The following is a 19,569-nucleotide window of genomic DNA, read 5'->3' as shown; positions in this document are numbered from 1 at the left end:
GCCTGACGCAGTGTCGCCCCCGTCGCTGCGTTCTGTCGCGGGGCCTGATGATCGATCTGGGGAGATCCATCGGGCCCCGCGAACACCTCTCCGGTGTCGGCGCCCACTCAGCGCCCCCGCGTAGACTGGGGGGAACACCCCCGGAGGACCCTCGATCTTCATGTCTGCCACCGCCCGCGCGTTCACCGTGCGTCACCTCCAGTTGCTGCGCGCGCTCTTCGCCGCCGCCGCTGCAGTGATGATCACCTTCTCGCCCGATCACTCGGCGGCCGTCGGTCTCTCCGTCTTCAGCGGCTTCGTGCTCACCACCGGCCTCGTGATGATCGTCGCCGCGTGGCTCGTCTACCCGGCCGGTCAGCGCTGGCCGTCCGTCGTGTTCGCCCTGCTGAGCTTCGTCGCCGGGATGACCGCCGGTGTGCCCGCATGGCGTACCGAAGACCTCTTCTTCGTCGTCGTGATCGCCTGGGCGGTCTCGACCGGCATCCTCGAGCTCGTCGTCGGACTCCGTGCGCGCAAAGCCGGCGACGCGACCGCACGGGACTCGATCACCCTCGGCGCCTTCGGCCTGCTGCTGGCCGTGCTCCTGATCGCGATCCCGGCGGGCTTCGTGCAGCCGTACGCCATCGAGGGAGCCGGTGCGTTCGAGCTCACCGGCATCATCCTCGGCGTCGGGATGTTCGGCGGATACGCGGCCATCGTCGCGGTCTTCCTCGGCATCGCCGGTCTGACCCCGAAGCGAGCGGATGCTGTCGCCGCCGGGACCACGATCGAGAACGACCCCGCCCCCGCCGGGCACGGAGGAGAGCGATGAGCGACGAGAAGCCCACCCGACGCGACATTCTGCGCCCGCTGCACCTGCTGGGAATCGCTCTCGGCTGCGGTGTCTTCGCCGCGGTGGTGACGCTCGTGTCGACCGGCGCCTTCACCGCCCGGGTGAACAACGCCATCGCGAACGGCACCTACGACGGCCTCACGCCGATCGCTCTCGGCCTGGTGGTCGGCGGCGGCGCATTCATCGTCACGCTGCTGTTCCTCGCCATGCTGATCCTCGTGGTCGACCCGGCCGAGGTCACCAAGAAGGTCGACCGCCCCGTGCTGTTCGACCCCGAGACTCCCGACGAGCCGGGCGCCGACAAGCCGGGCCGCACGTCCTCCTCCTGACCGGATCGCAAGGTTCGCCATCGCGACCGGAATAGTCCCGGGCTGCGAAGGCTTGTCCCTGTAGTGACTGCCTCGATCGACCGCGCCTCCATCGGACTCAGGTCGGAACGAGGCCCGGTGCTCGGGGCCCTCATGCTCGCCACGGGGCTGATCGCGATCGACGCGACGATCCTCGCGACCGCGGTGCCCAGCATCGTGCGCGATCTGGGCAGCTACCAGCAGTTCCCCTGGCTCTTCTCGGTCTATCTGCTCGCACAGGCGGTCAGCGTGCCGATCTACTCGCGCTTCGCCGATACCGTCGGCCGCAAGCCGATCATCCTGCTCGGCATCGCCCTGTTCCTGCTCGGGTCGGTCCTCTCCGGCTTCGCCTGGAGCATGACCGCCCTGATCGTGTTCCGCATCATCCAGGGCCTCGGCGCCGGTGCCGTCGCGCCGATGTCGATGACGATCGTCGGCGACATCTACACGGTCGCCGAGCGCGCCAAGGTGCAGGGGTACATCGCCTCGGTGTGGGCGATCTCCTCTGTCGTCGGGCCGGCGCTCGGCGGCATCTTCGCCCAGCTCGACGCCTGGCGGTGGATCTTCTGGGTCAACATCCCGCTGTGTCTGATCGCGGGATGGATGCTGCTGCGGCGGTACCACGAAGAGAAGCAGACGCAGCGTCATCGCATCGACTACGCCGGTGCCGTGCTGCTCACGGTCGGACTCACGGGCCTGATCCTCGGGATGCTGGAGGGCGGCAACGCCTGGGCGTGGCTGTCGATCCCCAGTGCCGTCTGCTTCGGACTCGGCGCCGCGGCGCTCGTGGCCTTCGGCCTCGTCGAGCGTCGCGCAGCCGAGCCGATCGTGGACCTGCGCCTGGCGGCGCGGCCGCTGATCCTCACGACGACGATCGTCTCCCTGGGCATCGGCGCCCTGATGACCGGCGTGACGAGCTTCGCACCCGCATATCTGGAAGGGTCCATCGGCATCGCGCCGCTGCTGTCGGGGTTGGCCGTCGCGGCGCTCACCCTCGGCTGGCCGCTCGCCGCCGCGAACGCGGGCCGGCTGTACATGCGGATCGGTTTCCGACGCACAGCGCTCACCGGCATGTCGATCACCGCGGTCGCGGCGATCGCTCTGGCGGTGGTCTCTCCCTGGCCCAATCCGTTCTCGATCGCCGCCGTGGCATTCGTCCTGGGCTTCGGCCTCGGCTGGAGCGCCGCCCCGACGCTGATCGCGGCTCAGGCCTCGGTCGGCTGGGGCGAGCGGGGTGCCGTGACCGGCATGAACGCCTTCGCCCGCTCGGCGGGCAGCGCGCTCGGGGTGGCCGTGTTCGGCGCGATCTCGAACTCGGTGATCGCGCAGGGCGCGGGGCCCGAGGACCCGGCGACCATCATCTCGGCATCCGTCTGGGTGTTCATCGCTGCCGCCGTCGTGGCCGTGCTCACCCTGATCGCCGCGGCGTTCATGCCGCGGGATCCGGCGGGCGCGCACTCCGGAGAGCCCCGCCCCTAGCCCGCACGTCGTTCGTGACCCGGCGCCGGGTCAGATTCGTGCGGGGTCGCTTCGCTGCGGGTCGCTTCGCTGCGGGGTCACTTTCGCATCCGATTCGGCCGATTGCGGTGCGTTTCTGGCCCCGCATCGCGCGTGCGGTGCGTTTCTGGCCCCGCACCGAACGAGCGGATGCCTCAGCGGCACCCGCTCGTTCGCGCTACTTCGCGAGCTGCTCGGCGATGCCGGTGTACGAGGCGGGGGTGAGGGCGAGCAGACGCTGCTTCGCGGCATCCCCGATCTCGAGTCCCTCGACGAACTCCGCCAGGTCCGCGGCGCCCACGCGGTGACCGCGGGTGAGCTCCTTCAGCAGCGCGTAGGGGTCGCTGATCGACGAGCGGCCGGCGACGACCTCCGCGCGGATGACGGTCTGGATTGCTTCGGCGAGGACTTCCCAGTTCACGTCGAGGTCGGCGAGCAGCACGTCGCGCGAGAGCGAGATGGCGTTCAGACCGCGACGCAGGTTGTCGATCGCGAGCAGCGAGTGGCCGAACGCGACGCCGATGTTGCGCTGCGTCGTCGAGTCGGTGAGGTCGCGCTGCAGTCGGCTGGTGACGAGGGTCTGTCCGAGGGATGCCAGCAGGGCGCCGGAGATCTCGAGGTTGGCCTCGGCGTTCTCGAACCGGATCGGGTTGATCTTGTGCGGCATCGTCGACGATCCGGTCGCGCCCGCGACGGGGATCTGCGCGAAGTAGCCGAGCGAGATGTACGTCCAGATGTCGGTGGCGAGATTGTGCAGGATCCCGCCGGCGTGACGCACGCGATCGTAGAGCTCGACCTGCCAGTCGTGCGACTCGATCTGCGTCGTCAGCAGGTTGAAGCCCAGACCCAGGCCCTCGATGTACTCGCGCGAGATGGTGGGCCAGTCGGCGTCGGGGTCGGCGGCGATGTGCGCCGACCAGGTGCCGGTCGCGCCCGAGAACTTGGCGAGGTAGTCGGATGCTGCGATCTGCGCGCGCACGCGCTCGAGACGCCACGCGAAGACGGCGAGCTCCTTGCCCATGGTCGACGGAGTGGCCGGCTGACCGTGGGTGCGGGAGAGCATCGCGGCGTCGGCGTGCTCGGCGGCCAGCTCGCGGAGCTTCGCGATCACGACGTCGAGACCCGGCAGCCAGACCTCCTCGACCGCGCGCTTGACGGTCAGGGCGTAGGACGCGGAGTTGATGTCCTCGCTTGTGCAGGCGAAGTGGGTGAGCTCGGCGATCGCGTCGAGGCCGAGGGCCGACAGTCGGTCGCGCACGAGGTACTCGATCGCCTTCACGTCGTGCTGCGTGACGGCTTCCTTCTCGGCGAGCCAGTCGATCTCGGCCTGGCCGAAGTCGCGGTAGAGGGCGCGCAGGCGCTCCTTGTCGGCATCCGACAGGGGGCTCGTCTCGAAGAGCGAGCGGTCGGTGAGCGCGATCAGCCACTCCACCTCTACCTCGACACGGGCGCGGTTGAGGCCGGCCTCCGAGAGGAAGTCGGCGAGGCCGGTGACGGCGCCGCGGTAGCGACCGTCGAGGGGGCTCAGCGGCTGGGGCGGGAGCGAAGGCTGGAAAGTCAGGGGAGTCCTCCTGATCGGGCCCCGGGAGTGCGGGGCGTGCGGGGCTGGCGGAGAGCCGGCTCGAGCTGGCGGAACAGCCCGCGAGTCGCGGTCTCAATCATACCGAGCACCGAATCGAACATCTCGGCGCCGGCGTAGTAGGGGTCGGGGACATCCTGGCTGTGCGCGTCGGGGTCGAAGGCGAGCAGCAGGGTGACCTTGCCCTCCTCGTCCTCGTTGGCGGCCCACTCGCGCAGGATGCGCTCATGAGTGCGGTCGAGGGCGACGACGAGGTCGTTCTCCGAGAAGGAGGAGAAGGTGAACTGCTTCGCGCGGTGGAGTGAGCCGTCGTAGCCGCGGCGGCTGAGGGAATCGAGAGTGCGGTGGTCGGCCCGTTCGCCGAGGTGCCAATCTCCTGTTCCCGCGCTGCGGGAGACGATCCGCGAGCCGAGACCCTGACGTTCCGCGAGATCGCGGAACACCACCTCCGCCATCGGAGAACGGCAGATGTTCCCCGTGCACACGAAGATCACGCGGAAGGGATCCGGGGATGTCACCGTCCTATTCTGCCGGTCGCAGCCCGATCGCGCGATGCCGGAGATCCCGGGCCGGGCGGGCGCACCCGTTCTGCACCGGTGCCGCGACCGAGCCAACTGCTCACGAGGCCCGAGATCCGAGGGGCGTCCGCACATCGCAGCGGCAGTGGATCGCGGATGCTGGGCGCATGTACTCCTTCGCACTCGCACAGACCGGCGCCGCAGACACCGCCTGGGCCCAGTCCCGCGCCGTGGCAGCGCTTCGCAGCGCCGTCGAGGCGCTCGACGACGTGCGCGCATCGCTCGCCGTCCTCACCGCCGACACCGACTGGCACTCCGACGGGGTGCGCGCGATGCAGCACTCGCTCGACGATCTCCGACGGAGGACACGCGTCGAGGCATCCGAGATGCGCAGCCGTGAGTCAGAGGCCGAACGGATCGACGTCTCATGACAGGGCTGACGATCGACCACGGGGGAGCGATCGCCGTCGACCCCGACGTGCTGCGCGATGTCGCTCACCGCATCGATGCCGTCGCCTCCCGTTATGACGATGCGCGTTCGGCCATCATGCGAGCGCATCGGATCATCGTCGACTCTCCTGGCTTCAGCGAGCACGTCGACACGGTGGGGCTGTGGGCGTCGGGCGAGCACGTAGCTCGACTCCGCTCCGAGTGCCAGGAGACCGCCGAGTCCACCCTTCTCATGGCCGATGCCTACGAATACGTCGAGCTGCGAGCGGAGGCGGAGATGCTCGCGCAGACCGATCCGAGCACGGCGCAGCGGCTGACACGACGAGCCGATCGTCTTGCTGCGTCGGACGAACGCATCTCGAAGATGGCCGACGACCTCGTCGCTCAGTGGCGCGCCAGACGATTCGAAGGCCTCACGGGCAACCTCGTGACGCCCGCCCTGTACGACCACGTCTTCGGGACCGCGGCGCTCGTCGGGGCGTTCTCGGGGTTCGGCAAGGTGCTCCCCGGCGAGAGGCTGCAGGGCACGGCCGACCCCGTCACGGTCTCGCCGGTGAAGACGTCCTCGCCCCAGGGGGCGCCCTCGGGCCTGGCCGGAGCCTTGAGGCGCATGCCGGTCGCCGTCGGAGCGCAGGTCGCCGTCGAGAAGTACTCCTTCGCCGACGGCACCACGAAGTTCGTCGCCTACCTGGAAGGAACGCAGAGCGTCGCGTGGGGAGGTGCGCAGCCGTGGGACTCCAAGTCCAACGCCGAGCTCTACACCGGGAAGAGATCCGCGTCGTATCAGGCGACGATCGAGGCGCTCGAGGCGGCGGGGGCGCAGCCGGGCGATGAGGTCGATGTCGTCGCCCATTCGCAATCGGCCATGGTCGCCGCTCACCTCGCGATGGAGAGTCCGTTCGACGTGCAGATGCAGATCACGGCGGGAAGCCCGGTCGAGCCGACCCTGGATGACGACCAGACCATCATCCAGCTGCGTCATTCCGACGACGTGGTCTCCGGGCTGGCCGGCGGAGGATCGCCCGAGGGGACCGGGTCGGATGACAGCATCACCCTGCTCACTGAAGGAACCCCGCAGGACACCCTCGGGGACCTGACGGTCGACGCGCACCACCTCGACACGTACATCGACACCGCGGAGATGGCCGATGAGCTCAGCGACCTGCGAATCGATGCGATGCACGAGTTCTGGCGCGAGCTCGACACCGCCGAGGTGGTCGAGCGCACCGAGTATCAGGCCGAGCGTGTCGGATGACGGCCGCGCGAGGTGCGCAGGCAGGCGTCAGTCCCGACGCTGCTTCTTGCTCTGCGGACGCAGGATGAAGCCGAAGACACCGTTGATCAGCGAGATGATGAGCGCGGCGAGCACGCCCCACCAGAAGCTGCCGACCGTGAGACCCCAGCCGAACCCGCTCGTGATCCACGCCGTGAGCCACAGCAGGAAGCCGTTGATCACGAAGCCGATCAGTCCGAGGGTGATGATGTACAGCGGGAACGCGACGATCTTCACCACCGTGCCGATGACGGTGTTCACGAGCGCGAAGATCGCGGCCACCGCGAGCAGGGTCAGCACGAGCTGCAGGGTCTCGCCCGGCGCGAACGCCCTGATCTGCACCTGCAGGGCGGGGATCAGCGTCACGACCCAGAGGGCGAACGCGTTGACGACGACTCGGATGATGAAGCGCATAGTCCGTCCAGTCTTCCATGTGGGGCGCGGGAGCGCCGCGGAATCTAGACTCATGACTGTGACCGACCCGATCCTTCCGCGCATCCGTCCCGCCATCGCCGCCCTGGCGCCGTACCGACAGGGCAAGCAGGCGGGCCCCGACGCATTCAAGCTCTCGAGCAACGAGAACCCGTTCGAGCCGCTTCCGTCGGTCGCCGCGGCGCTGCAGCACACGACGCCCATCAACCGATACCCGGATGCCACCGCCGGCCGCCTCCGCGTACGACTCGGTGCACGGTACGCCGTCGAGCCCGACCAGGTGCACGTGGCTGCGGGCAGCGTCTCGATCCTCCACCAGCTGATCCTCGCGACCGCCTCCGTAGGTGACGAGGTCGTCTACGCCTGGCGCTCGTTCGAGGCCTATCCGAGTCTGCCGCTCGTCGCGGGCGCGACCGGGGTGCAGGTGCCTCTCACGCCCGACTCCCGTCACGACCTCGACGCGATGGCTGAGGCGGTCACCGAGCGCACGCGTGCCGTCATCCTCTGCACCCCGAACAATCCGACCGGTCCGATCATCACGAGCGACGAGTTCGCGACGTTCGTCGAGCGCGTCCCCGCCGATGTGCTGATCGTCCTCGACGAGGCCTACGCCGAGTTCGTGACGGTGCCCGGGGCGGTCGACGGTCTCGCCGAGCGGGTGTTCGAGCGGCATCCGAACGTCGTCGTGCTGCGCACCTTCTCGAAGGCCTACGGACTCGCGGGCCTGCGCATCGGATACGCGATCGGCAACGAGAAGGTCCTCGATGCCGCGCGCACCACCGGCATCCCGCTCTCTGTCACGTCGGCAGCCGAGAACGCCGCGATCGCGAGCCTCGACGCCGAGTCCGAGCTGCTCGAGCGCGTCGCGGTGATCGTCGAGCGCCGCACGCGCCTGCTCGAGGGGCTGCGTCGGCAGGGCTGGGACGTGCCCGACTCGCAGGCCAACTTCATCTGGCTGCCCACCGGCGAGCGCACCGACGAGGTCGCCGCCGCATTCGTCGCCGCCGACCTCATCGTGCGCCCGTTCCCGGGTGACGGCATCCGCATCTCCGTGGGCGAGGAGGCGTCCGTGGCGCGCGTGCTCGAGGTCGCATCGTCACTGCGCTGATCCGCGCCGTTCCGCCGTTTCTCCGGGTTCCCGGCAGATGCGAGGACGTCCTAGGTATGCGTGACCGGGCATGCGCGCGCGGGTAGCGTGGGGGTCGTGACCTCGTCAGAGACTGAACTCGTCCGCGTCCTGGATCAGGATGGCCGCTTCACGCCGAGTCCGGCTGCTGAGCAGTATCTGTCGTTGATCGAGGCGATCAGCGACGCCGAGCTCGAGCAGTTCTACCGGGACATGGTGGTCATCCGCGCGATCGACACCCAGGCGACCAACCTGCAGCGACAGGGACAGCTGGCGCTGTGGCCGCCGAGTCGTGGGCAGGAGGCCGCCCAGGTCGGGTCCGCCCGCGCCGCCCGCGCCCAGGACACACTCTTCCCGTCGTACCGCGAGCACGCCGTGACGCGCATCCGCGGCGTCGACCCCGTCGACATCATCAAGCTGATGCGCGGTGTCTCGCACGGCGGCTGGGATCCGACCGACCCCAAGAACGGCAACACCCGCCTCTACACCCTGGTTCTCGGCTCGCAGGTGCTGCATGCAGCCGGCTACGCGATGGCGTTGAACTTCGACGGTCGATCCGGCACCGGCGACGTCGACAAGGACGAAGCCGTCATCGTCTACTACGGCGACGGGGCGTCGAGCCAGGGCGACGTGCACGAGGCGATGGTCTTCGCCGCGAGCTACCAGGCTCCCACCGTCTTCTTCCTGCAGAACAACCACTGGGCGATCTCGGTGCCGGTCGCGACGCAGTCGCGGGTGCCGCTGGTCGAGCGCAGCGCCGGCTACGGCATCCCCAGCGTCCGCGTCGACGGCAACGACGTCCTCGCCAGCTACGCCGTGTCGCGCGTCGCTCTCGACGAAGCCCGCAGCGGCCAGGGTCCCCGGGCGATCGAGGCGGTCACGTACCGTCTCGGCGCGCACACCACCAGCGACGACCCCACGAAGTACCGCGGCTCCGACGAAGAGCAGTCGTGGGCGCTGCGAGACCCGATCGACCGCATGCGCGCCTTCCTCGAGAACAGGGGAGCGGCGGGGCAGTTCTTCGCCGACGTGGATGCCGAGGCGGCCGACGCCGCCGAGGACCTGCGTTCACGCAGCGTCGAGCTCGGATCGCCGACCGCAGACAAGATCTTCGATCACGTGTACAGCGACCCGCATCCGCTCGTGGCGGAGCAGAAGGCCTGGCACACGCGCTACGAGGCATCGTTCGAAGGAGACGGCAAGTGATGGACTGCCTTCAGGATTCTCGGCCAGGAGCGACTTTCGCGGCCCGCGCTGCGCGCAGTGGCCGCCGAACGTGCGTATGGCCGCAGAAGTTCACGACGTCGAGGACGGTGCACGCATGACCCTCGAGACGATGCCCCTCAGCAAGGCGCTGAACTCAGGCCTGCGCCGGGCGCTCGAAGACGACTCCAAGGTCCTGCTCATGGGCGAGGACATCGGCAAGCTCGGCGGTGTCTTCCGGGTCACCGAGCACCTGCAGCGCGACTTCGGCGACCGCCGCGTGCTCGACACCCCCCTCGCGGAGTCGGGGATCGTCGGCACCGCGATCGGGCTCGCGATGGCCGGGTTCCGTCCGGTGATCGAGATCCAGTTCGACGGGTTCGTGTTCCCCGCGTTCGACCAGATCACGACCCAGCTCGCCAAGCTCACGAACCGCCACGAGGGCAGGATCAGCCTGCCCATCGTGATCCGCATCCCCTACGGCGGGCACATCGGAGCGGTCGAGCACCACCAGGAGAGCCCCGAGGCCTACTTCGCGCACACCCCCGGCCTGCGGGTGGTGTCGCCGTCGACGCCGAACGATGCGTACTGGATGATCCAGGAGGCCATCGCGTCGAACGACCCGGTGATCTTCATGGAGCCGAAGAGTCGCTACTGGCAGAAGGGCGAGGTCGAGCTCGACGCGTCCGCCGCCCCGCTGCACTCGTCTCGCGTCGTGCGCACCGGATCCGACGTCACGCTCGTCGGACACGGAGCCATGGTCACGACCCTGCTGCAGGCGGCCGCGCTCGCCGAGGCCGAGGGCACCAGCTGCGAGGTCGTCGACGTGCGGTCGCTGTCTCCGGTCGACTACGAGCCCATCCTGAGCTCGGTACGCAAGACCGGACGCATGGTCTACGCCCAGGAGGCCCAGGGCTTCGTCAGCATCGGCAGCGAGATCGCCGCGACCGTCATGGAGCGCGCCTTCTATGCGCTCGAAGCTCCCGTGCTCCGCGTCTCGGGATACGACACTCCGTTCCCGCCCGCGAAGCTCGAGGGAACCTACCTCCCCGACGCCGACCGCATCCTCGAGGCCGTCGACCGTTCGCTCGCCTACTGATCTCACCCTGATCTCACCGTTCCGAAAGGACCGCACATGAGCACGCAGAACTTCAACCTCCCCGATGTGGGCGAGGGCCTGACCGAGGCCGAGATCGTGGCATGGAAGGTCGCGCCGGGTGACTCCGTCGCCATCAACGACGTCATCTGCGAGATCGAGACCGCCAAGTCGCTCGTCGAGCTGCCGTCGCCGCACGCCGGAGTCGTCGGCGAGCTGCTCGCCGCCGAGGGCGCGACCGTCGAGGTCGGCTCGCCGATCATCACCTTCGTGACCGATGCGCGCGACGACGCCGGACCCGGCAAGATCGCCACCGCGGAGGCCCCCGCGCCGGAAGAGGGCGGCGGGTCGGTTCTCGTCGGCTACGGCACGGGCGGCGGTGCGACGTCGCGGCGCAAGCGTCCGGCAGAGCGCCCGGTGCGCTCGTCGGTCGGCGTGATCGCCAAGCCCCCGATCCGCAAGCTCGCCCGCGACCTGGGCGTCGATCTGACGACCGTCACGCCGACCGGCGCAGACGGCGAGGTCACCCGCGACGACGTCGTGACCCATGCCTCGCAGGCGAGTGTCTTCCGCAACATCGAGACGCCGGAGTGGGGAGCCGTGCGCGAAGAGACGGTTCCCGCGCCGCAGAGCACGCCGGCTGGCCTCGCCCGTGGAGTGTCGGCAGCGCCGGCATCCGCCCCGGTGTCCGACGACCGCACGGAGTCGATCCCGGTCAAGGGGGTGCGCAAGGCCACGTCGTCGGCGATGGTGCAGAGCGCCTACTCCGCCCCGCACGTCACCGTGTGGAAGGAGATCGACGCGAGCCGCACGATGGAGCTCGTGAAGCGGCTCAAGGCATCACCCGACTACGCCGACATCCGCGTCTCGCCGCTGCTGATCATGGCTCGCGCCGTCATCTGGGCCGCCCGTCGCACGCCGATGGTGAACGCCGCGTGGATCGAGACCGAGGGCGGCGCCGAGATCTCGGTGCGCCACTACGTGAACCTCGGCATCGCGGCGGCCACTCCGCGCGGCCTGCTCGTGCCGAACATCAAGGACGCGCAGGACCTCAGCATGAAGGACCTCGCTCGCGCGCTGAACCGCCTCACGCTCACCGCCCGCGAGGGCAAGACGAGCCCCGCCGACCAGCAGGGCGGCACGATCACGATCACCAACATCGGCGTGTTCGGGATGGATGCCGGTACGCCGATCATCAACCCCGGCGAGGCGGGCATCGTGGCCATGGGCACGATCAGCCAGAAGCCGTGGGTCGTCGACGGCGAGGTGCGCCCCCGCTGGGTCACCACGGTCGCAGGTTCGTTCGACCACCGCGTGATCGACGGCGACGGCATGAGCCGCTTCATCGCCGACGTGGCATCGGTTCTCGAGGAGCCCGCGCTGCTCGTCGAGTGAGGCGGACAGCGGGGATACAGTGGCGGAGAACCGTGATGACCGCCCCGACAGAACGGACTCAACGCGGATGAGGATCGAACCGACTGCCATCACCCTCGGAACCTCCGGCCTCGGCCGGCATTCGGAGCCGGGATCCGCCGAGGAGAGAGCGGCCGTCGATGTCGCCATCGACCTGCTCACGAGCAGGCACGGGTTCGTGGACACGTCGAACAACTACTCGGCCGGTCGATCCGAAGCCGTCATCGGCATCGCGCTGCGCGAGCTGGGGATGGACGGTTCGCGAGTCATCTCGAAGGTGGATCAGGACCCTGAGACGGGCGTGTTCGACCGAGACCGCGTCCTCCGCTCGTTCGAGGAGACGACCGCGCGGCTCGGGGTCGACCGGCTTCCACTGTTGCACCTGCACGACCCGTATTCGGTGTCGTTCGAGGACACGATCTCGATCGGCGGCGCGGTGCAGGGGCTCATCGAACTGCGGAGCGCCGGCGTGGTGGACGCGATCGGTGTGGCGGCGGCTCCGGTCCCGCTGATGGCGAAGTACGTCGAGACGGGGGTGTTCGACGCCGTGCTGATCCACAACCGATTCACGCTCGTGGATCACTCGGCTGAGAGTGTGTTCGCCGACGCCAAGGCACGCGGCATGGCCGTGTTCAACGCTGCGCCCTTCGGTTCGGGACTGCTCGTCAAGGGGCCGCATTCCGGTGCGCAGTACGCCTATCGACCTGCCGGCGAGGAGCTGCTGAGGTGGACCGAGCGTCTGCAGCGCGTCTGCGCCGATCATGGAACGTCGATGGCTGCCGCAGCGCTGCACTACTCGCTGCGGTCCCCGCTGGTCGACTCCACAGTCGTCGGGGTGTCGAGACCGCATCGTCGTGAGCAGCTCGACGAGCTGGAGCATGCGGAGGTCCCGGAGGCGCTGTGGGGCGCCATCGAGAGCCTGGGGTCGTCGCCTTCCCCGGTGGACGACGGCGACTACGCCTGACGCAGCTCCGCGAGAGCAGTGATCTGCGCGGCGCCGGGGTCCCAGTGCCGCACACTGCGCGCGTGAGCGTGGATGTCGCCGCCGATGAGATCCAGCGCGTCGGCCAGATCGGTGATCCGCAACCGGCGGGCGAGGGCGACGTGCGGCATCCACTCGCCCGGCGCGGTATGCGGGGCATCGTCACCCGGCCCGACGGCGGCGAGGATCGTCTCGCGGAGGTGGATCAACTCCGCACGGGGAACGATGCTCCGCGCCAGCACACGGCGATCTCCGGAGCCGAAGAGCAGGGGAGCGCCCAGCGTGATCGGGAACGACGGGATGCCGGCGAAGACATCTGGTCCGGGCGGTGACAGGTCGACGCGTGCGACCAGCGTGATGTGAGGGCGGTTGCTCGCCGACGTGTGCCCCGCGAGGCTCGACAGGCCGCGCGCCGCGAGAGCATTCCATTCGGCCCGGACCGCGGCCTCGGCCCCTGCGTCGAGGAGCAGTTCGATCGATGACGGGGAGCGCTGCGGCTCTGGTTCTCGCACGACGTCAGCTCACCGCGCTGAGCCGCCGCTCCGCGAGCAGCGGCACGGCCACCTCGCGCGCCGCCCTGCGCGCGGTCGCGACGGCGCCGATCGAGACGACCTCGGCGCCCAGCGTCGAGGCGAGGATCTCGGGTGCCGGCAGGTGCAGCTGGGCAGGCAGCACCTCGCGCGCAGCCGTGAGAACGGGGGCGATGCTCTCGGCCACCGCCCCGCACACGATCACGCGGGAGGGGTCGTACATGCTGCCGAGCACGCCGACCACACGGGCGAGCGTCGCGCCGACGCGGGAGGTGGCCAGGAGCGCATCGGCATCGCCGGCCGCCGCCGCCGTCAGCACGGCGCGGGGGTCGATGCGCTCCTCGCGTGCGAGCCGCCCGATCGGGGATTCGGAGGAGATCTCGCCGCTCTCGACCGCCGCCCGCACCTGATCCTGCAGGGCGTAGCGCAGACCGAAAGCCGAGCCGACGCCGATGATGTGGTCGAACACGACACCCTCGCCGACTCCACCGTGAGCGCCGTGCAGCACGTGGCCGTCGACCACGACGCCGCCGCCGAAGCGTTCGCTCGCGAGCAGGGCGACGTAGTCACGGCATCCGATGGCTGCGCCGGCCGAGCCCTCGGCGATCGCGGCGAGCTGTGCGTCGTTCTTGATCTCCACGACGGGGGCCCAGTCGGCGAGCGCCTCGGCGAGACCGGGGTTCGTGCGCTCCCAGAAGCCCTCGGGATGCGGCGGAGAGATGCCCGCCCGGTCGACGGGCGCGGCGACGCCGACGCAGATCGCGAGCACCGCCTCGCGCGAGACCTCGGCCTCGGCGAGCGCGTGCTGCATCTGGTCGAGGATCGTGGCACGGCGTGCTGCCGCGGTCTGCGTCGGGTCGAGGTCGGTGCGGTGGTGCACGAGAGTGTGGTCGGTGGGGTCGGCGACGGTCACCGCGAGGTGGGTGTCTCCGGCATCCACCCCGATGACGACGCCCAGGTCGGATGCCAGCACGAAACGTCGCGCCGGGCGTCCTGCGCGGTAGCTTCCGGCGGCGCGGGCGTTGGGCAGCTCGCGCAGCACCCCGGCATCGACGAGGGTGTCGATCCCGTCGATCGCTGTGGAACGGGTCAGCGAGGTGCTCGCCATCGCCTCGGTCGCGGTGAACTCCCCGGCCGCCCAGGCGAAGTCGAGGATGGCGCCGACGCTGGCTCGTCCGGTGCCGAGACCTGCGGAGACTTCTGTCACGGGCCTTGACCTCACTCTCGTCCAGATGAGAGAGTACCGTTCATCGAAGTAAATTCGCTCACTAGATTTAGTCTGCGGATCTACAGGACGAAAGGACGACGGTGTCTGTGAAACCCCCACGCCCGGCGCAGCTGGTGGCCGGTGCGGCCGCGCTCGCCCTGGTCGGAGCGGCTCTGACCGGCTGCTCGACGGCCGGCGGAACCGAGACCATCCGCTTCACGTTCAGCAAACGCGAGGCGATCGAGTTCATGACAGAGCTCGTCGCCGAGTACAACTCCTCGCAGGACAAGGTGCGCGTCGAGATCGACACCTCGGGTGTCGACGTCGTGTCGGCGAGCTTCGTGCGCGGCAACCCGCCGGACATCATGCTGGCCAACTACAACTACGAGATCGCCCGGTTCGTGCAGCGCTGCGCGCTTACGGATCTCTCCGACACCGAGGCCGCCTCGACCATCCGCGACGACCTGCAGCCGCTCATGGAGCAGTACGGCTCGTGCGAGGGGCGCACGAGCGCGCTGCCGTACTCGGTGATGGGCGCGTCGGTCATCTACAACAAGCAGATCTTCGACGAGCAGGGCCTCGAGGTCCCGCAGACGTGGGACGAGCTGCTCGCCGTGTGCGATCAGCTGAAGCAGGCGGGGATCGACCCCTTCTACGCCACCTTCAAGGACGACTGGACCGTCGCGCAGGGCTGGTACGACTACACCGCCGGCGGCTCGGTCGACGTGATCGACTTCTTCGACACCCTCGCGGAGGAGGGTACCGAGGTCGGTCCCGACTCCGAGGTGTCGTTCGAGAAGGACTTCGCCGAGCCCATGGACCGCATGATGACCCTCGCGACCGAGTACACCAACGCGGATGCCGCGAGCCGCGGATACGGCGACGGCAATCTCGCATTCGGCAAGGGCGAGGCGGCGATGTACCTGCAGGGGCCGTGGGCGTTCAGCGAGATCGAGAAGACGGCTCCCGACCTCGACCTCGGCACCTTCCCGCTGCCGATGACCGACGATCCCGCCGACCTCGGCGTGCGCGTCAACATGGACCTCGCCGCGATGATCCCCGAGGGGTCGCAGCACCAGGAGGCAGCAGGTGACTTCCTCGAGTACCTGTTCCAGCCCGAGAACATCGAGGCCTACAACGCGTCGCAGCTCGGGTTCACCCCGACGAAGGACGCACCGGCCCCGGACGACCCTCGGATCGAGGGAATGATCGAGTACTACGACAACGGCCAGATCTATCAGGGACCCTCGGTGCTCGTGCCCCGAACCCTGCCGGTCTTCAACTACGCGCAGGCGATGGTGCTGGGCGCGTCCCCGACCTCCACGTTGCGCACCATGGATGCCGACTGGGCGAGGATCGCGTTCCGCGCTCCCATCCCGTCGACCCAGGACAACGCCTCCGGTGAGGACTCAGCATCCGGCGAGACAGAGGAGTCCACGCCATGACGAACACCGCTCTGCCCAACCCTGCAGCCCCCAACCCCTCGTCGTCGAGGCCGACGGCGGGCACGATCACGAAGCCCAACACCCCCACGACCGACACCACGGCGATCATCACGGGAGGCACCCGCAAGCTCGGTCGCCGCACCCGCAAGGTCGAGCCGATCTACTACCTGTTCCTGCTGCCGACGCTGGTCATCTTCACGCTCGCGATCACCGTGCCCGGCATCATGGGCATCTTCTTCAGCTTCACCGACTCGATCGGCATCGGCGAGTGGAGCTTCAACGGGCTGACCAACTACATCGCGATGTTCAGCGACCCGGCCATCCTGCAGAGCTACCTGTTCACGTTCGGTTTCTCGATCGCCACGGTGATCGTCGTCAACGTGATCGCGTTCCTGCTGGCGGTCGGGCTGACCTCCCGCATCCGGTTCAAGACGGGGCTGCGCACGATCTTCGTGATCCCCATGGTGATCTCGGGCATCATCATCGCCTACGTCTTCAACTTCCTGTTCTCGAACTCGATCCCTGCCGCGGGCGCCGCCACCGGCATCCCGTGGCTCTCGACCAGTCTGCTCGCGAATCCCGATCTCGCGTGGGTGGCGATCGTCATCGTCACCGCGTGGCAGGCGGTTCCGGGCACACTGCTCATCTACATCGCCGGCCTGCTCTCGGTGCCGGGCGAGGTCTACGAGGCAGCCAGCATCGACGGAGCGAACAAGAGGCAGCAGCTCTTCCGCATCACGCTTCCGCTCGTCGCGGGGTACGTGGTGATCAACGTCATCCTGGGCTTCAAGGGCTTCCTCAACGCCTACGACATCATCGTCGGCCTCACCAACGGCGGTCCCGGCACCGCCACCCGCAGCGTCGCGATGACGATCATCGCGGGCTTCAACGGCGGCGACTACGCCTACCAGATGGCCAACGCGACGATCTTCTTCATCGTCGCCGTGCTCATCTCCCTGCTGCAGCTCTCGCTGACCCGCGGAAGGAACGCACTCTGATGTCGACGCAGACACTCACCACCATCCCCACCTCGGGCAAGAAGCCGCGCGTCCGCATGGAGCGCGTCAACTGGTCGGGCACGATCATCCTGATCCTGTGTGCCGTCACCGTGCTGCTGCCGCTGTACGTCACGATCTCGATGGCGTTCAAGACCACGGGTCAGGCGGTCGACGGCAACGCGTTCTCGCTGCCGGCGCCCTTCAGCATCGACGGGTTCGTCGAGGCCTGGAATCTCACGAAGTTCCCGGTCGGCGCGGGCATCTCGCTGCTGGTCACGGCCGGCACCGTGATCGCGACGATCGTGCTCGCGGCCTTCGCGTCGTACGCGATCGTCCGCAACTGGGACCACCGCCTGTTCCGCTGGTCGTTCTTCTACCTGCTCGCCGCGATGTTCATCCCGTTCCCCGTGGTGGCGCTGCCGCAGATCCAGCTGACCGGCTGGGTGGGACTCGACAACCCGTTCGGCGTGATCATCCTCGCGACGATGTTCCAGCTGAGCTTCAGCGTGCTGCTGTTCACCGCGTTCCTGCGGTCGATCCCGATCGAGCTCGAAGAGAGCGCCCGCATCGACGGCGCCACCACCTGGCAGACGTTCTGGCAGCTGATCTTCCCGCTGCTGGCGCCGATGAGCGCGACGGTCGGCATCTTCGCCTTCCTCTACGCCTGGAACGACTTCATGATGCCGTCGCTGATCATCTCCGATCCCGCGCTGCAGACGCTGCCGGTGCGGCAGAACCTCTTCCAGACCCAGTTCAGCAACAACTACAACGTGTCGTTCGCCTCGTACCTCATGGCGATGGCCCCGGCGATCCTGGCCTACCTGTTCACGCAGCGCTTCGTCATGGAGGGCGTCACACAGGGCGCCGTCAAGGGCTGACACGTCGCACACCCCGGACCGCAACACGAAGGAGCAACACCCCTCATGACCGATGCGCTTCTCACCGAGACCCGCGACGACACGACGGCCGCATGGTGGCGCCAGGCCGCCGTCTACCAGATCTACCCCCGCAGCTTCGCCGATGCGAACGGCGACGGCCTCGGTGACATCCCTGGCATCGTCTCGCGGGCCGACTACCTGCGCGACCTCGGCATCGACGCCGTGTGGCTCAGCCCGTTCTATCCGTCGGCCCTGGCAGACGGGGGCTACGACGTGGCCGACTACCGCGACGTCGATCCGCGCCTGGGCACGCTCGACGACTTCGACGACATGGTCGCGGCGCTGCACGAGCGCGGCATCCGCGTCGTGGTCGACATCGTGCCGAACCATTCGTCCGACCTGCACGAGTGGTTCCAGGAGGCGCTCGCCGCAGGCCGCGGCTCGGCGGCCCGCGAGCGGTACATCTTCCGCGAGGGATCCGGTCCCGACGGCGCGGAGCCGCCGACCGACTGGACCGCCGCGTTCGGCGGATCGGCGTGGGAGCGGGTCGATGACGGCCAGTGGTACCTGCACAGCTTCGCCCCCGAACAGCCCGACTTCAACTGGGACCACCCGGAGGTGCGCGAGGACTTCCTGACGACGCTGCGCTTCTGGTCGGACCGCGGGGTCGACGGCTTCCGCATCGATGTCGCCCACATGCTGACGAAGGATCTGACCGAGCCCCTGCCCAGCACCGCCGATCTCGAGCTGCTCCCGCACGACGGCAACCATCCGCTGCACGACCGCGACGACGTGCACGAGATCTACGCCGAGTGGCGTCGGGTCTTCAACGACTACGACCCGCCCCGCACCGCCGTGGCCGAAGCCTGGGTCAGCACTCCCGAGCGCCGCGCACGGTATGCCTCGGCCGAGGGGCTCGGGCAGGCATTCAACTTCGACCTGCTGGTCGCCGACTTCGACGCGACGCAGTTCCGCACGATCATCACCGACAACCTCGCGCAGTCCGAGGCCACCGGGTCGTCGACGACGTGGGTGCTGTCGAACCATGACGTCACCCGCCACGCGACGCGCTACGGTCTCGCGCCGCTCAAGGGGCGCACCGGAGTGAAGCAAGGGGTCGAGTGGGTCGCGGCCGGCGGGCCGGAGGATCAGCTCGATCGCGAGGCGGGTCTTCGCCGAGCGCACGCCGCGACGCTGCTGCTGCTCGGCCTCCCCGGCAGCACCTACCTGTATCAGGGGGAGGAGCTCGGCCTCCACGAGGTCGCCGACGTCGCGCCCGAGCAGCGTCAGGACCCGGCGTTCTTCCGTGGTGCCGTCTTCGACGGACTGGGACGGGACGGATGCCGTGTGCCGCTGCCCTGGACCGCATCCGGACCGTCGTTCGGCTTCGGATCCGCTGAGGCGCACCTGCCGCAGCCCGCGTGGTTCGCCGAGTCCGCGGTCGATGTCGAGGCCGCCGATCCGTCGTCGACGCTCTCGCTCTACCGGGAGGCGCTGCGGCTGCGGCACGAGCTGCAGACCGAGGAGAGCCTGGAATGGATCGAGACCGGCCGGCCCGATGTGCTGCGCTTCGCTCGCCCGAACGGCTGGCAGATCGTGACGAACTTCGGCACCGAGCCGTTCGACCTCGGAGCGGATGCCGCCGATGTCGTCCTCGGCACGGTGGTCGACGGGGCGGTCCCGGAGGACTCGACCGTGTGGATCGCGCCGGGTCTCATCGGCTGACCGGATCCGATCGCAGGACGAAAGCACGGATGCAGGGC

At 68.8% G+C, this 19,569-nt stretch carries 19 protein-coding genes; 14 read left to right on the top strand and 5 right to left on the bottom strand.

Annotation, left to right across the window (positions count from 1 at the left end):
- Positions 1-160 precede the first annotated feature (160 nt).
- The 3 genes from QRN21_RS07055 (at position 161) to QRN21_RS07045 (ending at position 2,658) form a co-directional block, all read left to right on the top strand.
- Positions 161-811, top strand: coding sequence for a hypothetical protein (locus QRN21_RS07055; protein ID WP_053098148.1), 651 nt, complete (start codon positions 161-163; stop codon positions 809-811).
- The gene (locus QRN21_RS07050; protein ID WP_053098147.1) at positions 808-1,161 is read left to right on the top strand and encodes a hypothetical protein; all 354 of its coding nucleotides are present in this window, start codon (positions 808-810) and stop codon (positions 1,159-1,161) included. The genes QRN21_RS07055 and QRN21_RS07050 overlap by 4 nt, the downstream gene beginning before the upstream one ends.
- A 63-nt stretch (positions 1,162-1,224) precedes the next feature.
- The gene (locus QRN21_RS07045) at positions 1,225-2,658 is read left to right on the top strand and encodes an MFS transporter (RefSeq protein ID WP_187249206.1); all 1,434 of its coding nucleotides are present in this window, start codon (positions 1,225-1,227) and stop codon (positions 2,656-2,658) included.
- Positions 2,659-2,854: 196 nt separating this feature from the next.
- Here the strand turns inward: QRN21_RS07045 and purB are convergent, their stop codons facing one another.
- Both purB and QRN21_RS07035 read right to left on the bottom strand, forming a co-directional pair.
- Positions 2,855-4,237: an adenylosuccinate lyase gene (purB, locus tag QRN21_RS07040; protein ID WP_056275439.1), complete on the bottom strand. Its 1,383-nt coding sequence runs from the start codon at positions 4,235-4,237 to the stop codon at positions 2,855-2,857.
- Positions 4,234-4,710: a low molecular weight protein-tyrosine-phosphatase gene (locus tag QRN21_RS07035; protein WP_230100954.1), complete on the bottom strand. Its 477-nt coding sequence runs from the start codon at positions 4,708-4,710 to the stop codon at positions 4,234-4,236. The genes purB and QRN21_RS07035 overlap by 4 nt, the downstream gene beginning before the upstream one ends.
- Positions 4,711-4,940: 230 nt before the next feature.
- Between QRN21_RS07035 and QRN21_RS07030 the strand changes: the two genes are divergently transcribed.
- Both QRN21_RS07030 and QRN21_RS07025 read left to right on the top strand, forming a co-directional pair.
- Complete coding sequence (locus QRN21_RS07030) at positions 4,941-5,204, top strand: hypothetical protein (RefSeq protein ID WP_072592106.1); 264 nt, start codon at positions 4,941-4,943, stop codon at positions 5,202-5,204.
- Positions 5,201-6,478 (top strand): hypothetical protein, encoded by a 1,278-nt coding sequence (locus QRN21_RS07025; protein ID WP_230100913.1) that lies wholly within the window; start codon positions 5,201-5,203, stop codon positions 6,476-6,478. Before QRN21_RS07030 ends, QRN21_RS07025 begins: the two co-directional genes overlap by 4 nt.
- Before the next feature lie 27 nt (positions 6,479-6,505).
- Here the strand turns inward: QRN21_RS07025 and QRN21_RS07020 are convergent, their stop codons facing one another.
- The gene (locus tag QRN21_RS07020) at positions 6,506-6,910 is read right to left on the bottom strand and encodes a phage holin family protein (RefSeq protein WP_053098140.1); all 405 of its coding nucleotides are present in this window, start codon (positions 6,908-6,910) and stop codon (positions 6,506-6,508) included.
- A gap of 52 nt (positions 6,911-6,962) precedes the next feature.
- Here QRN21_RS07020 and QRN21_RS07015 point away from each other — a divergent pair, with 52 nt between their 5' ends.
- The 5 genes from QRN21_RS07015 to QRN21_RS06995 all read left to right on the top strand — a co-directional run bounded on the left by QRN21_RS07015 (position 6,963) and on the right by QRN21_RS06995 (position 12,730).
- A complete protein-coding gene (locus tag QRN21_RS07015) occupies positions 6,963-8,036 on the top strand; it encodes a histidinol-phosphate transaminase (RefSeq protein ID WP_171821958.1) in 1,074 nt (357 codons plus the stop codon).
- 96 nt (positions 8,037-8,132) lie between these two features.
- Positions 8,133-9,260: a pyruvate dehydrogenase (acetyl-transferring) E1 component subunit alpha gene (gene pdhA, locus QRN21_RS07010; RefSeq protein WP_053099303.1), complete on the top strand. Its 1,128-nt coding sequence runs from the start codon at positions 8,133-8,135 to the stop codon at positions 9,258-9,260.
- Between the two features lie 115 nt (positions 9,261-9,375).
- Positions 9,376-10,356: an alpha-ketoacid dehydrogenase subunit beta gene (locus QRN21_RS07005; protein ID WP_053099302.1), complete on the top strand. Its 981-nt coding sequence runs from the start codon at positions 9,376-9,378 to the stop codon at positions 10,354-10,356.
- Positions 10,357-10,392: 36 nt separating this feature from the next.
- The gene (locus QRN21_RS07000; RefSeq protein WP_285363508.1) at positions 10,393-11,748 is read left to right on the top strand and encodes a dihydrolipoamide acetyltransferase family protein; all 1,356 of its coding nucleotides are present in this window, start codon (positions 10,393-10,395) and stop codon (positions 11,746-11,748) included.
- Positions 11,749-11,815: 67 nt separating this feature from the next.
- Complete coding sequence (locus QRN21_RS06995; RefSeq protein WP_285363507.1) at positions 11,816-12,730, top strand: aldo/keto reductase; 915 nt, start codon at positions 11,816-11,818, stop codon at positions 12,728-12,730.
- On the opposite strand, the gene QRN21_RS06990 is transcribed toward QRN21_RS06995, so the two are convergent.
- Positions 12,721-13,260 carry a 2'-5' RNA ligase family protein gene (locus QRN21_RS06990; RefSeq protein ID WP_285363506.1) on the bottom strand — a complete coding sequence of 180 codons (540 nt, stop codon included), beginning with the start codon at positions 13,258-13,260 and terminating at the stop codon, positions 12,721-12,723. The genes QRN21_RS06995 and QRN21_RS06990 overlap by 10 nt on opposite strands.
- A gap of 4 nt (positions 13,261-13,264) precedes the next feature.
- The gene (locus QRN21_RS06985) at positions 13,265-14,485 is read right to left on the bottom strand and encodes an ROK family protein (RefSeq protein ID WP_056275423.1); all 1,221 of its coding nucleotides are present in this window, start codon (positions 14,483-14,485) and stop codon (positions 13,265-13,267) included.
- A gap of 101 nt (positions 14,486-14,586) precedes the next feature.
- On the opposite strand from QRN21_RS06985, the gene QRN21_RS06980 reads away from it, so the two are divergent.
- Genes QRN21_RS06980 through QRN21_RS06965 form a run of 4 tightly spaced genes read left to right on the top strand, consistent with a single transcriptional unit; the run spans position 14,587 to position 19,531 of the window.
- The gene (locus tag QRN21_RS06980; protein WP_083569407.1) at positions 14,587-15,930 is read left to right on the top strand and encodes an ABC transporter substrate-binding protein; all 1,344 of its coding nucleotides are present in this window, start codon (positions 14,587-14,589) and stop codon (positions 15,928-15,930) included.
- Positions 15,927-16,928 (top strand): carbohydrate ABC transporter permease, encoded by a 1,002-nt coding sequence (locus tag QRN21_RS06975; RefSeq protein WP_230100920.1) that lies wholly within the window; start codon positions 15,927-15,929, stop codon positions 16,926-16,928. Before QRN21_RS06980 ends, QRN21_RS06975 begins: the two co-directional genes overlap by 4 nt.
- On the top strand, positions 16,928-17,806 hold the full coding sequence (locus tag QRN21_RS06970) for a carbohydrate ABC transporter permease (RefSeq protein WP_053098134.1): 879 nt from the start codon (positions 16,928-16,930) through the stop codon (positions 17,804-17,806). Before QRN21_RS06975 ends, QRN21_RS06970 begins: the two co-directional genes overlap by 1 nt.
- Before the next feature lie 45 nt (positions 17,807-17,851).
- Complete coding sequence (locus QRN21_RS06965; RefSeq protein WP_285363505.1) at positions 17,852-19,531, top strand: glycoside hydrolase family 13 protein; 1,680 nt, start codon at positions 17,852-17,854, stop codon at positions 19,529-19,531.
- Positions 19,532-19,569: the final 38 nt, after the last annotated feature.

Origin of the sequence: Microbacterium sp. LMC-P-041 (assembly GCF_030209555.1) — a bacterium.
In the GTDB taxonomy this organism is placed as follows: Bacteria; Actinomycetota; Actinomycetes; order Actinomycetales; family Microbacteriaceae; genus Microbacterium.
Note: the sequence above shows the minus strand (reverse complement) of the source record. Positions and strands in the feature narration are given on the sequence as shown.